At 68.7% G+C, this 17,387-nt stretch carries 13 protein-coding genes; 4 read left to right on the top strand and 9 right to left on the bottom strand.

All coding sequences use genetic code 11. The features are described from left to right. The first annotated feature begins 3 nt into the window (after window positions 1–3). The 4 genes from nuoL (at window position 4) to KBI44_09125 (ending at window position 5,763) form a co-directional block, all read left to right on the top strand. Window positions 4–1,941 carry an NADH-quinone oxidoreductase subunit L gene (nuoL, locus tag KBI44_09140; GenBank protein ID MBP9144635.1) on the top strand — a complete coding sequence of 646 codons (1,938 nt, stop codon included), beginning with the start codon at window positions 4–6 and terminating at the stop codon, window positions 1,939–1,941. After that, window positions 1,941–3,596, top strand: a complete 1,656-nt coding sequence (locus KBI44_09135) for an NADH-quinone oxidoreductase subunit M (GenBank protein MBP9144634.1) — start codon at window positions 1,941–1,943, stop codon at window positions 3,594–3,596. Before nuoL ends, KBI44_09135 begins: the two co-directional genes overlap by 1 nt. Beyond that, the gene (locus tag KBI44_09130) at window positions 3,593–5,041 is read left to right on the top strand and encodes an NADH-quinone oxidoreductase subunit N (GenBank protein ID MBP9144633.1); all 1,449 of its coding nucleotides are present in this window, start codon (window positions 3,593–3,595) and stop codon (window positions 5,039–5,041) included. The genes KBI44_09135 and KBI44_09130 overlap by 4 nt, the downstream gene beginning before the upstream one ends. A 101-nt stretch (window positions 5,042–5,142) precedes the next feature. Further along, window positions 5,143–5,763 (top strand): GspH/FimT family pseudopilin, encoded by a 621-nt coding sequence (locus KBI44_09125; GenBank protein ID MBP9144632.1) that lies wholly within the window; start codon window positions 5,143–5,145, stop codon window positions 5,761–5,763. A gap of 10 nt (window positions 5,764–5,773) precedes the next feature. Here the strand turns inward: KBI44_09125 and rsmD are convergent, their stop codons facing one another. Genes rsmD through KBI44_09080 form a run of 9 tightly spaced genes read right to left on the bottom strand, consistent with a single transcriptional unit; the run spans window position 5,774 to window position 17,373 of the window. Next, window positions 5,774–6,310 carry a 16S rRNA (guanine(966)-N(2))-methyltransferase RsmD gene (gene rsmD, locus KBI44_09120; GenBank protein MBP9144631.1) on the bottom strand — a complete coding sequence of 179 codons (537 nt, stop codon included), beginning with the start codon at window positions 6,308–6,310 and terminating at the stop codon, window positions 5,774–5,776. Between the two features lie 17 nt (window positions 6,311–6,327). Further along, on the bottom strand, window positions 6,328–6,993 hold the full coding sequence (locus KBI44_09115; protein ID MBP9144630.1) for a hypothetical protein: 666 nt from the start codon (window positions 6,991–6,993) through the stop codon (window positions 6,328–6,330). Beyond that, window positions 6,990–8,483 carry a CCA tRNA nucleotidyltransferase gene (locus KBI44_09110; GenBank protein MBP9144629.1) on the bottom strand — a complete coding sequence of 498 codons (1,494 nt, stop codon included), beginning with the start codon at window positions 8,481–8,483 and terminating at the stop codon, window positions 6,990–6,992. Before KBI44_09110 ends, KBI44_09115 begins: the two co-directional genes overlap by 4 nt. A gap of 23 nt (window positions 8,484–8,506) precedes the next feature. Continuing rightward, on the bottom strand, window positions 8,507–11,959 hold the full coding sequence (gene dnaE / locus KBI44_09105) for a DNA polymerase III subunit alpha (protein ID MBP9144628.1): 3,453 nt from the start codon (window positions 11,957–11,959) through the stop codon (window positions 8,507–8,509). A gap of 15 nt (window positions 11,960–11,974) precedes the next feature. Further along, on the bottom strand, window positions 11,975–12,529 hold the full coding sequence (locus tag KBI44_09100; protein ID MBP9144627.1) for a CDP-alcohol phosphatidyltransferase family protein: 555 nt from the start codon (window positions 12,527–12,529) through the stop codon (window positions 11,975–11,977). Then, on the bottom strand, window positions 12,526–13,860 hold the full coding sequence (locus KBI44_09095; protein MBP9144626.1) for a hypothetical protein: 1,335 nt from the start codon (window positions 13,858–13,860) through the stop codon (window positions 12,526–12,528). The genes KBI44_09100 and KBI44_09095 overlap by 4 nt, the downstream gene beginning before the upstream one ends. 16 nt (window positions 13,861–13,876) lie before the next feature. Next, window positions 13,877–14,089, bottom strand: a complete 213-nt coding sequence (gene hfq / locus KBI44_09090) for an RNA chaperone Hfq (GenBank protein ID MBP9144625.1) — start codon at window positions 14,087–14,089, stop codon at window positions 13,877–13,879. Window position 14,090: 1 nt separating this feature from the next. Next, window positions 14,091–15,071, bottom strand: coding sequence for a tRNA (adenosine(37)-N6)-dimethylallyltransferase MiaA (gene miaA / locus KBI44_09085; GenBank protein MBP9144624.1), 981 nt, complete (start codon window positions 15,069–15,071; stop codon window positions 14,091–14,093). 13 nt (window positions 15,072–15,084) lie between these two features. Then, window positions 15,085–17,373, bottom strand: a complete 2,289-nt coding sequence (locus KBI44_09080) for a DNA internalization-related competence protein ComEC/Rec2 (GenBank protein MBP9144623.1) — start codon at window positions 17,371–17,373, stop codon at window positions 15,085–15,087. Window positions 17,374–17,387 lie beyond the last annotated feature (14 nt).

Raw genomic sequence — 17,387 nt, 5'->3', positions numbered from 1 at the left:
ACGATGAGAGCTCTCGACTATCTCTGGCTGATCCCGGCGCTGCCCTTCCTCGGTGCGGCCGTGAACGGCCTCCTCGTCAGGAATCGCCACAAGTCGCTCGCGACCGCGATCGGCGTCGGCGCCCCCGGCCTGTCGCTGCTCGTCGCGCTCGCCTGCCTCGCCGAGTTCCTCGGCCGGCCCGGCCACGCGCCCTACGAGCAGCTCCTCTATCCCTGGACCGCCGGTTCCCTGAAGATCGACATCGCCTTCCTGCTCGATCCGCTCTCGGCCGTGATGCTCTTCGTGGTCACCTTCGTGGGTTTCCTCATCCACGTCTACTCGGTCGGCTACATGGCCCACGAAGAGGGCTACCGGCGCTACTTCTCCTATCTGAACCTGTTCATGGGCGCCATGTTGCTCCTGATTCTCGGCGACAACTACCTGGTGATGTTCGTCGGCTGGGAGGGCGTCGGTCTCTGCTCCTACCTGCTGATCGGCTTCTATTTCGACCAGGACTTCCCGCCCCAGGCCGGACGCAAGGCTTTCATCGTCAACCGGATCGGCGACTTCGCCTTCCTGGTCGGCCTGTTCGCGATCTTCAGCCAGTTCGGAACGCTCAATTTCAAGGGCGTCAACACCGCGATCCTGGCCGACGTCTCCGCCCTCGAGGCGCCTTTCGCGCTCGGCCTCTCGCTCGCCAGCTTCATCGCCCTCTTCCTGTTCATCGGCGCCATGGGCAAGAGCGCGCAGATTCCGCTCTACGTCTGGTTGCCGGATGCGATGGCCGGCCCGACGCCGGTATCGGCCCTCATCCATGCGGCGACGATGGTCACGGCCGGCGTCTACATGGTCGTCCGCACCAACCTCATCTATCAGCTCGCGCCGTCGATCATGCTTTTCGTAGCGATCGTCGGTGCGGCGACCGCGATCTTCGCCGCCACGATCGGCATCGCGCAGAACGACATCAAGAAGGTCCTCGCCTATTCGACCGTGTCGCAGCTCGGATACATGTTCCTGGCCGCCGGCGTCGGCGCCTACGTCGCGGCGATCTTCCACCTCGCCACGCACGCCTTCTTCAAGGCGCTGCTCTTCCTCGGCTCCGGCTCGGTGATCCACGCCATGGGCGGCGAGCAGGACATGCGCAAGATGGGCGGCCTCAGGAAGCAGCTGCCCTGGACCTATCGCACCTTCCTCGTCGGAACGCTCGCGATCTCCGGAGTTCCGCTCCTCGCCGGCTTCTTCAGCAAGGACGCCATCCTCGGCGGCGCTTTCGAGAAGTCGCCGGTGCTCTGGATCGTCGGGCTCGCGACCGCGGCCCTGACCGCCTGCTACATGCTGCGACTGCTCTGCCTGACCTTCCTCGGCAAGTTCCGCGGCACGCACGAGCAGGAGCATCACCTCCACGAATCGCCCGCCGTCATGGTGGCTCCGCTCGTCATCCTCGCGGCCGGAGCGGCCCTCGCCGGCTACGCCGGCAAGATCCCGTTCACCCACCTCGACTGGCTCGGAGGATTCCTGGCTCCGGTCATCGTCGCCATCCCTGGGCACGAGGCCCATGGCGGACATCACGGCCTGGGGCTGGAGGCGATTCTCGTCGCCGCGTCGATCGCCGCCGCAGCCGCGGGGTTGGGGCTCGCCTGGAGGCTATGGGGAGGCGGCCGCGGCACGGCCTCCGACGAAGCGCTGGCGCGACGCATTCCGCGCCTCTACCGCCTCCTCGAGAACAAGTATTTCGTCGACGAGATCTACGACCGCCTCGTGGTTCGCCCGCTCCGGGCGACGGCGCGGTTCTGCTGGAAAGTCATCGATTCCGTGTTCATCGACGGCGGCCTGCACGTGCTGGCCTTCGTCACGGAGCTGGCGGGTGACCTCGGACGCTTCTCCACCACGGGCAACGTCCGCCAGTACGCCCTCTATTTCTTTGCCGGAGTGCTCGCCCTCTTCTGGTGGATGATCTTCTGATGACGCTCGAGTTTCTCGACCTGCTCCTCGGCGACACGATCACCCGGTTCGTGTTCTTCCCGAGTCTCGCAGCGCTGCCGCTGCTCTTCCTCGGTCGCGCCGGGGAGCGAACGGTCAAGCTCTATGCCCTTTTCGTCGCCCTCGTCGAGTTCGCGCTCATCGCCCTGTTCGCCGTCACCCACTGGGGCGGCGGCACGATGGTGGCGCGCGACGCCACCCTCCGGTGGCTCGATTTCGGCTCGCTCAAGGTGCTCTACGAGGTAGGTGTGGACGGCATCTCGCTGCCCCTCGTCCTGCTGACCGGCCTGCTGCTGCCGCTGGTCATTCTCGGCTCCTGGAAAGGAATCACCAGGCACTGGGCCGGTTTCGCTGCGTCGATGCTCCTCCTCACTACCGGCATGCTGGGGGCGCTCGTCGCGCTCGACCTGCTGGTGTTCTACGTCTTCTGGGAAGTGATGCTGATCCCGATGTACCTGATCATCGGAATCTGGGGCGGCGACCGCCGGGTCTATGCCGCGGTCAAGTTCTTCATCTTCACCATGGCGGGAAGCCTGCTCATGCTGCTGGGGATCCTCTGGATGGCCTGGAGCTACGGCAAGCTGACGGGCGTCTGGAGCTTCCGTTACGAAGACCTGCTGCAGCTGCAGTTCCCTCTCGACCAGCAGCTCTGGCTGTTCGGCGCCTTCGCCCTGGCGTTTGCAATCAAGGTGCCGATGTTTCCGTTCCATACCTGGCTGCCCGACGCCCATGTCGAGGCCCCCACGGGCGGCTCGGTGATCCTGGCCGGCGTCCTGCTCAAGCTCGGCACCTACGGCTTCCTGCGCTTCGCGATCCCGTTCTTTCCCCAGGCCGCGACCCAGCTCGCACCCTGGGTCGTCGGCCTCGCGCTGGTCGGCATCGTCTACGGCGCGCTGGTCGCCTGGGCGCAGATCGACATGAAGAAGCTGGTCGCCTACTCCTCGATCGCCCACCTGGGCTTCGTCATGCTCGGCCTCTTCGCTTTCAACGAGATCGCATGGCAGGGCGCCCTGCTCCAGATGGTCAACCACGGTCTCTCGACCGGCGCCCTCTTCCTGCTCGTCGGGATGCTCTATGACCGCCGCCACACCAAGAAGTTCGAGGAGTTCGGCGGTCTCGCGAAAACCATCCCCTGGTTCGCCGTCATGCTCGTCTTCGCCACCCTGGCTTCGGTCGGCCTGCCGGCGCTCAACGGATTCGTCGGCGAGTTCATGATCCTCATCGGCGCCTGGCAAGGCGGACTTCTCTGGGCGACAGGCATCGCCACCTTCGGAGTCGTGCTCGCGGCGGTCTACCTCCTGAAGATGCTCCAGGAGACGATCTGGGGACCGATCACCAGGGACGAGAACCGGTCGCTCAAGGATCTCGACACGCGCGAGGTCCTGACCCTGTTGCCGCTCTGCATCCTGATGCTCTGGATCGGCGTCGCTCCGGGCCGCTTCCTCGAACCGAGCCGCCCGGCGTTGAGCACCGTGCTCGCAACCTACCGCGCTCAGATGGCGGCCGGTCCTCCGGGAGCGGTGACGCTGTCCCTGCCGGCGGCGGCGACCGCAATGTCCGCAACGCGCGCAACGGGCGCGCCGGCCGCGACCTTCGCCGCGGGCACACCGCCGGCGGGATCCGGGAGCGCGCGATGAACACGATCTTCGCGTTGCCGCAGGGCGACTGGCTGTCGATCCTCCCCGAGATCGTGCTGACCGGGGTCGGCTCCCTGATTCTGCTGCTCGAGGCCTTCACTCCCCGGCTGCGACCGGCCTTCAACGGCCTGGCCCTGGCCGGCGTCGCGGCGGCTGCGGCCCTCCTCGCGCAACAGCCGGCCGGTCTCTATTTCCACGACCTGATCGAGTCGACCGCGCTCACCGGCGCTTTCTCGCAGACCATCCTCCTGGCGACGGCCATCGGCCTGCTCTCGGCCCAGGGCTATCTCAAGCGCGAGCGCCTCCTGTTCGGCGAATATCCGGCGCTCCTGCTCTGGTGCGCCACGGGCCTCTTGCTCCTGGTGCGCAGCGTCGAGCTCGTGATGATCTTCGTGGCCCTGGAGCTCCTCTCGGTGGCGCTCTACGGACTCGCGGCTTTCCATCGCCGGGAAGCGGTCTCTTCCGAGGCCGCGATCAAGTACTTCCTCATGGGCGCGCTCGTCAGCTCCTTCGTGCTCTACGGCGCCGCACTCGTCTACGGCGAGACCGGCTCGACGACGCTCGCCGGAATCTCCGCGGCGCTCTCGGCGGGAGCCGGATCCCCCGCGCTGGTCTTCCTCGGCTTCCTGCTGCTCGTCTGCGGCTTCGGGTTCAAGCTCGGCTTGGTGCCCTTCCATGCCTGGGCACCCGACGTCTACCAGGGCGCGCCCTCGCCGTTCGTCGCCTTCCTGTCGGTGGCTCCGAAGGCCGCCTCCGCGGTCGTGCTCGCCCGCCTCGTCATCCTGGCGACGTCGTCGCCCACGGCCGGCGACTGGGTGAAGCTGGTGAGCGTCCTCGCCATCGCCTCGATGCTGGTGGGGAATCTCTTCGCCCTCGCGCAGCGCGACATCAAGCGGATGCTGGCCTACTCCGGAATCGCCCACATGGGCTATCTCCTGATTCCGCTGGCTTCGCCCGGCGCCGCGAGCTGGCGGCCGATGCTGGTCTACCTCGTCTCCTACACCCTGATGAACGGCGGCGCCTTCGTCCTGGTTTCGATGCTCTACGCCAAGCCCGGCGAACAGCATGCAATCGCCAATCTCTCGGGCTGGGCCTTCCGGTTCCCGGTGGCTGCGGCCTGCATGGCGGTCTGCATGCTCTCCCTCGGCGGGATTCCGCCGACGGCCGGCTTCGTCGCGAAGTACCTGATCTTCGCCCACGCCATCCAGAACGGGAACCTGGCGCTGGCGATCGTCGGCATTCTCGCGAGCCTCATCGGTGTGGTCTTCTACCTGCGCGTCATCTACATGCTCTACATGCGCGACGAGGTCGCGAGCCCCGGCAGCCTGAAGCTCGATTTCGGCGGCCAGATGGCGGCGGTTCTCGCAGCCGCCGGCACCCTCGCCCTGGGCGCCTTCCCCGGTCCGTTCCTGGCCTGGATCGAACGAGCCCTGGGAACGCTCTAAGACGCCAGCGCCAGCCCTTCCCCGGGCCGACTCGGGGGACGGTGGGACGATTCACAGCCCTTCGCCGCCGAGGGAGCTATACTGCGCCGCGGGAGAGTGCCATGAGAGCAGCCCGACGTCGCACTTGCACGCGCCAGGCAGGTTTCACGCTGATCGAATCGCTCGTCGTGGTCGCCGTGATCGGGATCCTCGTCCTGATCTCCGCGCCGGCATTCCTGAAGATGATGAACCGATTCAAGCTCACCGGCACGACCCGCGAGCTGACGTCACTGATGCAGGCGGCCCGCCAGGAGGCGATCAAGATGAACGCCCCTGCTCAGGTGAACTACGACGCCACCTCGAACAGCTTCTTTGCCTTCGTCGACCTCGACCGCGACCAGGTCTTGAGCGCTCCCGATCGCATCCTCGCCGCGCGGATACCCGTGCCGAAGAAGGTCGAGTTCCGGGGGCCGGGCGACGCCGGAGTGAACGGCGCAAACGCGATCGACGGCTGGGACGACGCTCCGTCCGTGCGCCTCGGGCCGGTCTTCAATCCGGACGGTTCCGCCGACCGCGTCGGCTCGTTTCGGCTGAAGGACAGCAACGACAACTTCCTCGAAGTCCGCATTCAGATGCCCGCCACCGGACGGATCGTGCTGCGCAAGTACTTCGACGCCGAGGACGCCTTCTTCGTGAACGGCGAGATCGTCGGCAGCATCGTCCACAAGTGGGAGTGGAAGTAGCCGCAGTCGCCTAGACTTTGCCGTAGAAGGTCAGGGCCGACTCCCCGTAGCGCCGCGAGTCGGTCCGCACGAGAGCTCCGGCCTCGCCCGGTAGCTCGACCCGTGAGCTGTGCTCCACGGTGAGCGCTCCCCCCTCACGCAGCAGCGCACCGCAGCCGGCGAGAAAGCCGGCGTCCGGAACCCACGAATAGGGCGGATCGGCGAAGATGAGGTCGAAGCGGGCGGCGCGGCCGTCGAGCTCGGTCAAGGCCCTCTCCACCGGTCGCGGCAGCAGGTGGAAGCTCCCCGCCGGCAGAATCGACGCGTTCCGCTTCAGGGCCTCCAGAACCGGGCGATTCGCCTCGACCACCGTGACTTCGAGGGCGCCGCGGCTGATCGCCTCGATGGCGACCGCCCCGCTGCCGGCGAATAGATCGAGCACTGCCGCCTCGGCGAGCCGTTCGCCCCAGATCGAGAACAGGGCCTCCTTCACCTTCTGCTCGGTCGGGCGGATCCCCGCCGGCACTTCGAGCCGGCGACCCTTCAGCTCGCCGCTCGAGATGCGGATGCCCGGCGACTTCGCGCTCACTTGTCCGGCCCGCGACGCAGGATGCGCACGAACTGGGTGCGCAGCTCGTCGAGCGTGAGGTACATGCTGAGCGGCTGAACCTTGCCGCGAACCTCGATCCCCTGACCGTCGGCAGTCCGCCCGACGACCTCGAACTCGATTTCGTCGACTCGCAGGAGCAGGTCCCCGAAACGCGGCAGGTAGTCGGCCGGCAATCCGCCCGCCACCGGTGCCGAGAGCGCCCGCTGCGCCAGCTCTTCCGCGAGGCGCAACAGGTCGGCAAGCGCCAGGGGGTGCGTGTCCAGCCGGCCGAAACGGAACTGCCGCGGTTCGACTCCCGGCAGGTCGAGCGCGATCTCGCAGCGCTCCACCCACTCCCCCGCGACGCCCCCTGGGCTCTCGCGGACCTGCGACAGGTCGAAGCCCTCGAGCCGCCGTTGGTAGGCGGCGACCTCGTCGCGCCCCACCTCGGCCAGCCGCATCGTCATCTTCCCTTCCTGCCACTCCCGCCAGCGGATCGTTCCGTTCGCGAACAGCGTCACCTCGTTGCGCCCGAGGCGGTTCGAGCAGTCGCGGCGCAGGAGCTCGACCGCCGGATCGATCGCCGGGAGCTCTTCCGCAGACACGACCGCCAGGAGGCTGGCCGCGAGCACCCACCGCTCGAAGCGCCGGCGCCTCGTCACGAAACCGCCTCACCGGCGTCGTCGCCCCCGCTGCTGTCGCCGAGGCCACCTCCATCGGATGCTCCGGTGCCGGGCGCGGCCTCTTCGCCCAAGGCGCGGAGCGCGAAGCCGAGCTCCCCTTCGGCGCCGAGCCGCCCGTCCAGCCTGGCCTCCAGGGTGAGCTCGAGGACCCGGCCAAGCGCCGATCCGGCGGCGACCCCGGCGGCCATCAGTTCCCGTCCGCCGATCGCCAGGCGGACCCTCCGCAGCTCGGCGTACTCCCGCCGGACCCATTCCCTCGTCTCGGGGCTGTGCGCCGCCACGACCGCGAGCTCCTCGCCGGTGAGGCCTCCCAGGGCGCGATGCACGGCGCTCGGCCGGGGGGAGGCGCCGGTCGCTGACAGCGCGGCGAGCGCCGCTCCCACTCTCTCCGGGCCGAGTGCGAGAAGTGCCTGTTCCCTCGCCGACAAGGTCAGTCGGCGGACGAGCCGCTGACGCTGCGCGCCCTCGAGGTCGAGACCCAGACAGAGAAGTGCCAGCGAGAAGGTTCCGACTTCCTCGAGCCGGTCGCCCCCGCCGGACGGAGGCCCTGTCGCGGAGCGCGCGCGCCTCGCAGCGTCGAAGCGCTCCGGAGCGGCGAACCGCGCCGCAGGGCCGGCGCTGCGAACCTCGCTCACGATCGCCGGGAGCCAGCCCGCGTCCCGCAGGCGATGCAGCACGACGGAGGCGCTTTCCGGCCGGCCGAGGGCCCGCCGGAGCGCGTCGGTCCGTCGGGCCGGTGAAAGCAGGGCGAAAGCGCCGTGAGCGACGGCGCGTTCGGCTTCGCGCCGGGTCTCCGGGGAGAACGCGAAGCCGAGTCGGGCCTCGAATTCGACGCCGCGCAGGAGCCGGGTCGGGTCGTCCATGAACGACGCGGGGTGCAACGTCCGCAGGCGCCTCTGCGACAGATCCTCGAGCCCCTGACAGGTATCGATCAGGCGCTCTCCGAAGTCGGGTGCGAGCGCCAGCGCGAGGCAGTTCACCGCGAAGTCGCGGCGCAGCAGGTCGCGCGCCAGCGAGTCCGGCTCGACCCGCGGCAGGGTCGCGGGAGCGGCGTAGCTCTCCGACCTGGCGCGCGCCAGGTCGACGCGCACCCCGCCGGGCGCCTGGAGCTCGGCCGTGAGGAACTGCGGGTGGGAGAGCAGCGCGCTCCCGAGCCGCTCGGCGAGGCGCTCGGCGAACGGCGCGAGATCGCCGTCCACGACCAGGTCGACATCGAGCTCACTCCTCCCGAGCCAGAGATCGCGCACGCCGCCGCCGACCCAGTAGAGCCCGCAACCGCAGGCGGTGGCAACCTCGGCGGCGCTCCGCAACAGCTCCAGCCGGTCTCCCGGAAGGCGGCGAAACCGGGCGAGGATCTCGCGGCCGGCATCTGCATCGCCGCCGAATTCGTCGGCGGCCGAGTCCGTCGCCGCGCCAAGCGTCGGAAGTTGCAACGCGGCTGCAGGCGGCACTTCGGGAGGAGGCCGCATATTGACGGCGATTCTACCGCCGCTCAGAGTCCCAGGCGTTGGGCCCTGCCTGCCCCGAGGACGCCCTCGATCGCCGCGAACAGAGCCGGCGTCGCGGCGACACGAAACCTCTCCTGCGGCGCGATCCGCACCAGCTCGTCGCCAAGCCGGACTTCGAACTCCACCGCGACATCGCCCGGATGGTCGGCGAGAATGTCGCGCAGGCGGAGCATCTCGGTCTGCGGCAACTCCCGGTCGAGGGCCACGCGGACTCCGGAGACCAGCTTCTCCACCGCCTTGGCGAGCAGCGTCATCTCCTCCAGGGTCATCTCGTTCTCGGCGCCGCGCTCGCGCACCTGGCCCTTGAGGATGACTGCGGCATCCTCCACCAGGAGCGCGTCGAAGCGCTGCAACTGGTCGGCGAAAACGGTGACCGGCAGCGAACCGTGGAGGTCTTCGAGGACGAATCTCCCCATCACCCGTCCGGCATTCTGGCCGCTCTTGATCTTGGCGCGCGAAATCCGGGTTACCAGCCCGCCGACCGTGGCGGTGCCCTGGAAGCCGCCGCGCAGCTGATCCGTGGTGTGGCTGACCAGACGCTTGAGGTGACTCTCGAACTCGACGAGCGGATTTCCGGAGAGGTAGAAACCGAGCGATTCCTTCTCCAGCCGCAGGCGCTCGCTCTCCGACCAGGCGGGCACTGTCGAAGGCGGCTCGCTGGGCAGCGTGCTCGCGCTTCCCGAACCGAACAGATTGCTCTGCCCGGCTTCGATCTCGCGCCGGCGGCGTGCGGCCTGCTCGGCCAGTCCGGCGATCGCCGCGGCGAGCCCCGCACGGTGCCCACCCAGAGAATCGCAGGCGCCCGACTTCACGAGGGCGTCGAAGACCTTCTGGTTGGCGGCCTGGGCATCGACCTCGAGCAGCAGGTGGGCGAGGTTCCTGAAGCTCCCCTGCGCCCGGCGCGCGGCCAGAATGGCCTCGCCGGCGCTCTCACCAACGCCCTTGATGGCACCGAGGCCGAATCGGATCGCGGAGCCCACGACCGAAAAGGTCCACTCGCTCTCGTTGACGTCGGGCGGCAAAATCGGAATCCCCATCTCCCGGCTCTCGTTGATGTACTTGACGATCTCCTCGGTCGAGCCCATTTCGCAGGAGAGCATCGCCGCCATGAACGCCACCGGATAGTGCGCCTTCAGGTAGGCGGTCTTGTAGGCCAGCATCGCGTAGGCGACGCTGTGGCTCTTGTTGAAGCCGTAGCCGGCGAAGGGTTCGATGTACTCCCAGAGCTCTTCCGCCTTCTTCTTCGCGAAGCCGCGCTTCTCCCCCCCGGAGACGAACTTCTCCTTCTGCTTCGCCATCGCGACCGGATCCTTCTTGCCCATCGCCTTGCGCAGCACGTCCGCTTCGGCCATGGTGAAGCCACCGATGGCGACGGCGACCTGCATCACCTGCTCCTGGTAGGCGATGACTCCGAAGGTCTCTTCGAGAATCGGTTTGGTCTCGGGCAGGATGTACTGCACCTTCTTCTTGCCCAGCTTGCGCTGGATGAACTCCTCCACCATCCCGACCGAGAGCGCTCCCGGACGATAGAGGGCGTTGAAGGCCGCCAACTCCTCGAACCGCGAAGGCTGGGCGCGACGCAGCATGTCGCGCATGCCGCTGGACTCGAACTGGAAAATGCCGTTGGTGCGTCCGTCGCAGAACAGGCGGAAGACCTCGGAGTCGTCGAGCGGCACCGCGTCGAGGTCGAGGTCGATGCCTTGCATCTTGAGTGTGCGCAGCGTGTCGTCGACGACTGTTACGGTCTTCAGGCCGAGAAAGTCCATCTTGAGGACGCCGAGACGCTCGACCGCCTTCATGTCCCACTGCGTCGTGATTTCGTCGCGGCTCGTCTTGTAGAGCGGCACCAGGTCGTCGAGGGGCACTGGCGTGATGACCACGCCGGCGGCATGGACCGAGGCGTGCCGGGTCAGTCCCTCGAGGCGGCTGCCGATGTCGACGACCTCCTTGATCTCCGGGTCCTTGGCGACCTCCGAGGCCAGGCTGTCGACCGAGCGCGCGGCCTCCGCCAGCGACTTGGTCATGTCCGGCAGGAGCTTCGCCACCCGGTCCATCTTCGCGAACGGCAATCCGAGCACCCGCCCGACGTCGCGCAGCACGCCCTTCGCGGCGAGGGTCCCGAAAGTGATGATCTGGGCGACCCGATCGCGGCCGTACTTCTCGTTGACGTACTGGATCACCTCGCCGCGGCGGCGCATGCAGAAGTCGATGTCGATGTCGGGCATGCTGACCCGATCGGGGTTCAGGAAGCGCTCGAAGAGAAGGTCGTAGCGCATCGGATCGATGTCGGTGATGCGCAAGGCGAAGGAGACCAGCGAGCCCGCCGCCGAGCCGCGCCCGGGGCCAACCGGGATGCCGCTCTCGCGCGCGAACCGGATGAAGTCCCAGACGATCATGAAGTAGCCGGGGAAACGCATCCGCTGGATGACCGAGATCTCGAACTTGAGTCGCTCGCGATAGAGGTCCATCGAATACCTGGAATCGAGCGTCCCGCGGCGCGTCATCTCCTCGAAGCGCTCCTCCAGGCCAGCCATCGCCCGATGCTCGAAGAAGCTGTCGATCGACTCCCCCGGTGGCAAGGGGAAATCCGGCAGGTGGAACTTTCCCGAAGGGATCTCGACGTTGCACCGTTCGGCGATCGCCACGGTGTTCTCGATCGCCTCGCCATCATCCGGAAAGAGCGCGGCGAGCTCGTCACCCGACTTCAGGTAGAACTGGTCGGAGGCGTACTTCAGACGGTCGGGGTCGGAACGCGCGCGCTGAGTGCCGATGCAGAGCAGGACGTCGTGGGCGACCGAATCACTCTGGTGCAGGTAGTGGCAGTCGTTCGTGACCACCAGCCCCAGGCCGAGCTTCTTCGACATGCGCCGGAGCACCTCGTTCGCGGCGCGCTGCTCGGGAATTCCGTGGTCCTGCAGCTCGAGGTAGAAGTTCTCCGGACCGAGGATCTCGGCGTACTCGCGGGCCCTGGCCTCGGCTTCGGCCTCGCGATTGCTGAGGATGCGCTCGTTGATCTCTCCCTTGAGACAGGCAGAGAGCCCGATCAGACCGTCGCTGAACTCACGCAGCGTCTCGTGGTCGATGCGCGGCTTGTAGTAGAAGCCCTGGAGATAGGAGCGCGTCGTCAGCTTGATGAGATTCTGATAGCCGGTCTGGTTGCGCGCGAGCAGCACGAGGTGATTGCTGCTGCCGCGGGCCGGATTACGGTCGGCGAGGCTGCCCTGCGCAACGTAGGCCTCGATGCCGATGATCGGTTTGATCCCGGCCTTCTTCGCCTTGTCGTAGAACTCGATCGCGCCGAACAGATTGCCGTGATCGGTCAGGCTGATCGCCTTCATGCCGGCGGCGGCCGCCGCCTGAATCACGTCGTCCAGACGATTGGCGCCGTCGAGCAGGCTGTACTGGCTGTGGAGGTGCAGGTGGACGAAGTCGGTCATGCCAGGGAGGTCATGTCACTCGCGATGAGCGGCCATCCGGTTCGCCCGGTAGATGTACTCGATTCCGGACCCGATCGTCAGGGCAGCCACCAGAAATACCAGAAAGCTCGCGGCCGCCTCGAAGAGCGGGCCACGGCTGGAGAGCAGAACGCCGATGATCGCCAGTAGCTGCGCGGCGGTGTTGATCTTGGAGAGCGGCGAGGGCGGGAAACGCGACAGGCCCACCGCGAGGTGCAACACCAGGGCGACCACGACGATGACCACGTCGCGGGTGATCACCAATGCAGTCACCCAGGCCGGGATCACGAATCCGGTCCGCAAGTTGGGAATCGCCAGCATGACGTAGGCGGTCACCAGCAGGAGCTTGTCGGCGAGCGGGTCGAGATAGGCGCCGAGCGCCGACTGCTGGTGCCAGAAGCGCGCGATGAAGCCGTCCAGGGCGTCGGTGACTCCGGCGATGGCGAAGATCCAGAGCGCCTGGGTGGCATTGCCGTCGAGCACCGAGATCACGAACCACGGAATGAGCCCCATGCGGAGAATCGAGAGCAGGTTCGGAACCGTGAGGTTCATGAGCCCTCCAGCCGGTCGAGGGCACGGCGGAGCATCTCGATCGCCTCGTTTCCGGACAGTCCGGCGCCGGCCAGGCAGAGGGTCGGATCCTCGAACAGCCCGCAGGCGACTCCCGCCCTGCAGAGCCCGTCTCGGCCGCCTGCGGGGGGCAAGCCGCAGGCCCCCGTCCGGTCCTCGGTGTCGAGCAGCCGCAACAGCGCCGAAACCGCGTCCGCACGACGCACGGCGGCATTGGGCGAGAAACGGTGCAGCGACTCGTCGATCGACATCAGGCCGAGGTTCGCCACCCGGGCGATCTCGTCCCGCGAAGGGTGATCGACGATGTCCGAGGCGATTTGCGCCGCACCCGGCCTCGCGGTGCGGATCTGCGGCACGGTCCAATAGAGCAGGACGGCGAAGTCGGCGCGGCTGAGTGCGGCCTTGTCGCGCAGGCCGCGCACCTGCTCCGGCGAATTCAGCATGCGCCAGGAGAACTTCGCCCGCGCGAGCTCCGTCTGCAGCAGCGGGTCGGAAGGGGTGGCGGCGGCGAGCCCTTCGATGAGCGCGAGTCCCTTGCGCGCATCGCCGACGAGCAGCTCGAGCTGGCCGCGCCTCAGGGCGAGCGCCGGATCCTCGGGGCGCGACGCCTGGAGGGCCTTGACGGCTGCCAGTTCGCCGCGTGCGTCGCCCTGGACCGCGGTCATATTCATGGCGGCGACGAGCGCCTCTTCCGAGTTCGGCCAGTAGCGCTCGAGCCGCGAGAGATGCCAGGCCGCGGCCTCCCTGCGGCCAGCCTCGAGAGCCGCAGAGAAGCGATTCTGGACGATCTCCCGGGCGCGATCCGAGATCCGGCTCGCGCTCGAGGCGGCGGTCTCCGATCGCCCGGCGGCCGCCGAATAGGCAACGAACGCCTCGGGCAGATCGCCGAGCTCTTCCTGCGCGCGCCCGAGGACGACGAGCATCGGCAGGCAGTCCGGCGACGCCGGGGTGAGAGAGGAGAGGTGCTCGACCGCTTCCGCCGGCCGTCCGGCGACGAGCAGCGCCTGGGCGCGGAGCACTCCTGCCGCCTGCAGGGTCGACGCTTCGCCCTCCGCCCGCTCTTCCTGGAGCCGGGCGCTCTGCAGCGCCGCCGCCGCATCGCCCGTGCGCAGGAGCTCGCGGTGCGCCACCTGCAACCCGGCGGCGGCGCGCTCATCCGGTGCCGGGCGGCAGTCCGCGGTCGGGTCGAGCAGGAAGGGACGCAGGACGGGATCGACTCCGAGGTCCGGTGCAGCGGGTCTGGGGGGCGAACAGGCGACCGCGACCGCCAGGCCGAGAAGCCCTGCCGCCGCGAGTCGGCGTCGGTACGGCATTGTCGGCTGCGGCCGGTCAGCCTTCGCCCGAGTGGGCGATGGTCGCGATGGCGTGCTTGTAGACCATGACCTCGCGCCCCGCGATCTCGACGACGACAGCGAAGCGATCGAACCGCCGGATCTTGCCTTCGAGATGCTTGCCGGTGACGAGCTCGATGCTCATCGGCCGGCCGTCCTTCAGACTCTGAAAGAGGAATCCGTCTTGGATATTGATGCTCGGCTTGTTCATGCTAACCTCCGCCGCCCGTTGCACCGGTTGGCTCCGCGATTCCGCCGGTCTTCGCCGGCTCGGCACCTGCCACTTCAGGCATCTCCATCATGGACAGCAAGCACTCCCGGGTCCTGCGGGCGTCCCACCAGACGATTCCCTCCTCTCGACGAAACCAGGTTTCCTGACGCTTGGCGAAACGTCTCGTCGAAGTGACCACTGTCTGCAACGACTCATCGAAACCGCGCGCACCGTCCAGGAGCTCGACCCACTGCCGGTACCCGATCGCCTGAAACGCGGGCGCCGAACGATCGACTCCGTTGACCAGGAGAGCGCGCACCTCCTCGAGCCAGCCCGCATCGAGCATCTTCTGCACCCGGGCCGCGATGGCATCGTACAGAAGGCCGCGCGGAAGCGTCAATCCGACCTTGTGCATCGCCACCGGCGCCGTTCCGAACGGCTGCTTCGCGATCCACGATGTCAGCGTCTCCCCGGTCGAGACCGCGACCTCGAGGGCGCGCAGGATGCGCTGCGTGTCGCCCGGGCCGAGTCGCACCGCCGTGGGCGGGTCGAGCCGCGCGAGCTCGGCATGGAGCGCCCCCAGCCCCTCGCGCTCCAGGCGCTCGAGCAGAGCCGCACGGGCCGCCCCGTCGACCGGCGGCAACGGCGCGATCCCGGACCAGAGCGCCCGCAGATAGAGGCCGCTTCCGCCGACCAGGATCGCGGTCCGCCCGCGGGCGGCGATCTCCGCGAGCGCTGCGCGCGCCCGGCGCGCGAACTCGCCGGCCGAATAACGCGCGCCGGGGTCGAGGATGTCGACGAGATGATGCGGCACTCGCTGGCGTTCTTCCGGCGACGGCTTCGCCGTGCCGATGTCGAAGCCGCGATAGACCTGGAGGGCATCCGCATTGACGATCTCTCCTCCGGTCGCCTCCGCGAGCTCCATCGCCAGCGCGCTCTTGCCCGAAGCGGTGGGACCGACGATGGCGAAGACGCGGGGCACGGCGCCAGCTAGTCTACTCGCTGGGCAGACCGAGAACGGCCCGGGGCGAGCCCGGCAGCGAGATCTCGAGCGGCGAGCCGCGGCGCCAGCGCAAGACGATCCCGCCGCAGAGGTCGGTACGCAACGCCCGGCTTCCCGAGAGCGAGAGGCGCGCCAGGACTGCAGGCGCAGGATGCCCGAAGCGATTCCCCGCCCCCGACGACAGGAGCGCCAGCCGGGGGCGGGCGGCCGCCAGGAAGGCAGCGCTGGAGGAGGTCGCGGATCCGTGGTGGGCGACCTTCAGAAGGTCGCAACGCAAGGCTTCGGGATCGCGGGAGACGAGCGCGAGCTCGGCGCGGCGTTCGACATCGCCGGTGAACAGCAGGCGGCGGCCCTCCGCCTCGACAGCGAGCACCAGCGAGCGATCGTTGTCGTTGCCGGAACCTCCCCGCTGCGGACCGAGGACATGGAAGCGCAGCTCACCGACGGCCACCGCGTCTCCGGCTCCGAGTCCCCGGAAGTGCGCTCGCGAGAGCTCGAGAATCTCCCGCACACAGCCCTGGTCGCGGAGCTCGGGCGAGGCCCAGACCTCGCGGATCGGAACGTAGCTCGCGACATCGATCAACCCGCCGCAGTGATCGCTGTCGCCATGAGTGACGACCACGGCGTCGAGCCGCCCGACACCCCGCGCTGCGAGGAGCGGCAGCCAGATCTGGGCTGCGAAGTCCCGCCCGCCGCCACTGTGCGGACGGCGCCCGGAGCCCCCACCCCCGTCGATGAGGACGTTGGTCGGTCCGCGACGCAGCAGCGAGCCGTCGCCTTGCCCGACATCCGCTACGACCCATTCGACCCCGGTCGAATACTCGACCCGGCTCTGGGGCCGGGCGGCGAGCAGCAGACCGCCGAGGAGCGCGCGGCGCGCCGAGCGCGGGCTGCTCCCGGCGAGCATGGCGAGCACCGCCAGCGCCAGCCCGAGCCCCCACGAAGGTGTCACGGGGAGGCAGATCCAGGGCGATGCCGGCAGCGCCGGCAGCCAATGAAAGGGCTCAGCGAGCCAATCGAGGGGCACGGCGGCAATGTCGCTCGCCACCGGAAACAGCAGCGCGAGCGCGATCCAGGCGAGGGCCCCGACCAGCAACAGACCGGCAAGCGGCACGGCGAGGAGGTTGAGCAGCGGAGCGGCCGGCGTGAGATACGCAAAAGTCGAGAGCGACCAAGGCAGGGTCGCGGCCTGCGCCGACCAGGAGACCGCGAGCGCCATCGCCACCGGCTGCCTTCCGGCCTCCCATCCGCGCAGCACCGCCGGAGCGAGCACCACCAGACCAAAAGTGGCCGAGCAGGAGAGGCCGAAGCCCAGATTCCGCACCAGCGGCGGATCGAAAGCAGCCATCGCGGTGGCGGCGATGGCGAGCGACTGCAGGGCGAGAGCCCGCCGCTCGAGAATGAGTCCGAGCAGGGCCGCAGCGGTCATCAGGGTCGCGCGCAGCAGCGAGGGCACCGGCCCGACCAGGGCGAGGTGCAGGAGCACCGCCGAAGCCACGAGGCCGAGACGAAGGCGCCGGCCGCAGAAGGAGGCGAGCGCCGCCGCGACGCCGGCGACCAGGGCCACGTTCATCCCGGAGACCGCGAGCAGATGCGCGAGACCCGAGCGCCGGAACGCCAGTCGCTCGCTCGCCGCGACGCTCTCGAGGTCGCCCAGCAGCAGTCCCCGGGCATAGGCCAGTCCCGGGTGGCGGCGAGCGCCCTCGGCGAGCGGTCGCGCCACCATGGCGCGCAGCCGGTGGAGCGCGCGCTGCGGCAGCGCCGGCGAGCACTCCACATCGAGGAGCCGGTTCGACTTGACCCGCAGGCGAAAAGGCCCGGGGGCGATCCCATGGGCGTTCGCGAAGCCCGGCGACCGCGTCAGGTGGCCGCGCGCCCGGACGCGGCTCCCGGCCGGCGGACGAACCATGCTGCTCGCGACCTCCAGACGGGCTGGAGGGGGCGTGATCCAAAGCCGCATCCCCTGGCGAACGAGGTCGAGCCGCAGCGGCGCACTCGCCCCTCCGGGCTCCTCCCGCCAATCGCCCGCAACCCAGCCGGAGACCTCCGCCGGACGCGTCGGATCGAAAGCCTCGAGCCGGGAGTCGGGCTGGAGCCGGGCGACCAGGAGCCCGAGGAAGAGAGCCGCCAGCCGGACGCCGGCGCGCCCGCGGAGCGCGGCCGAGAGGGCGCCACCGGCCACCAGAGCCCCGACGGGAGAGGATTCGAGCAGCCCCCCGGCAGAAAGCGCAGCGAGGAAGATGAGGGCAGGGACGGCCGCCGGAGCGTGCGCCGATTTCACATTCCGTAAAGACG

This window comes from Thermoanaerobaculia bacterium (genome assembly GCA_018057705.1).
In the GTDB taxonomy this organism is placed as follows: Bacteria; Acidobacteriota; Thermoanaerobaculia; order Multivoradales; family JAGPDF01; genus JAGPDF01.
Note: the sequence above shows the minus strand (reverse complement) of the source record. Positions and strands in the feature narration are given on the sequence as shown.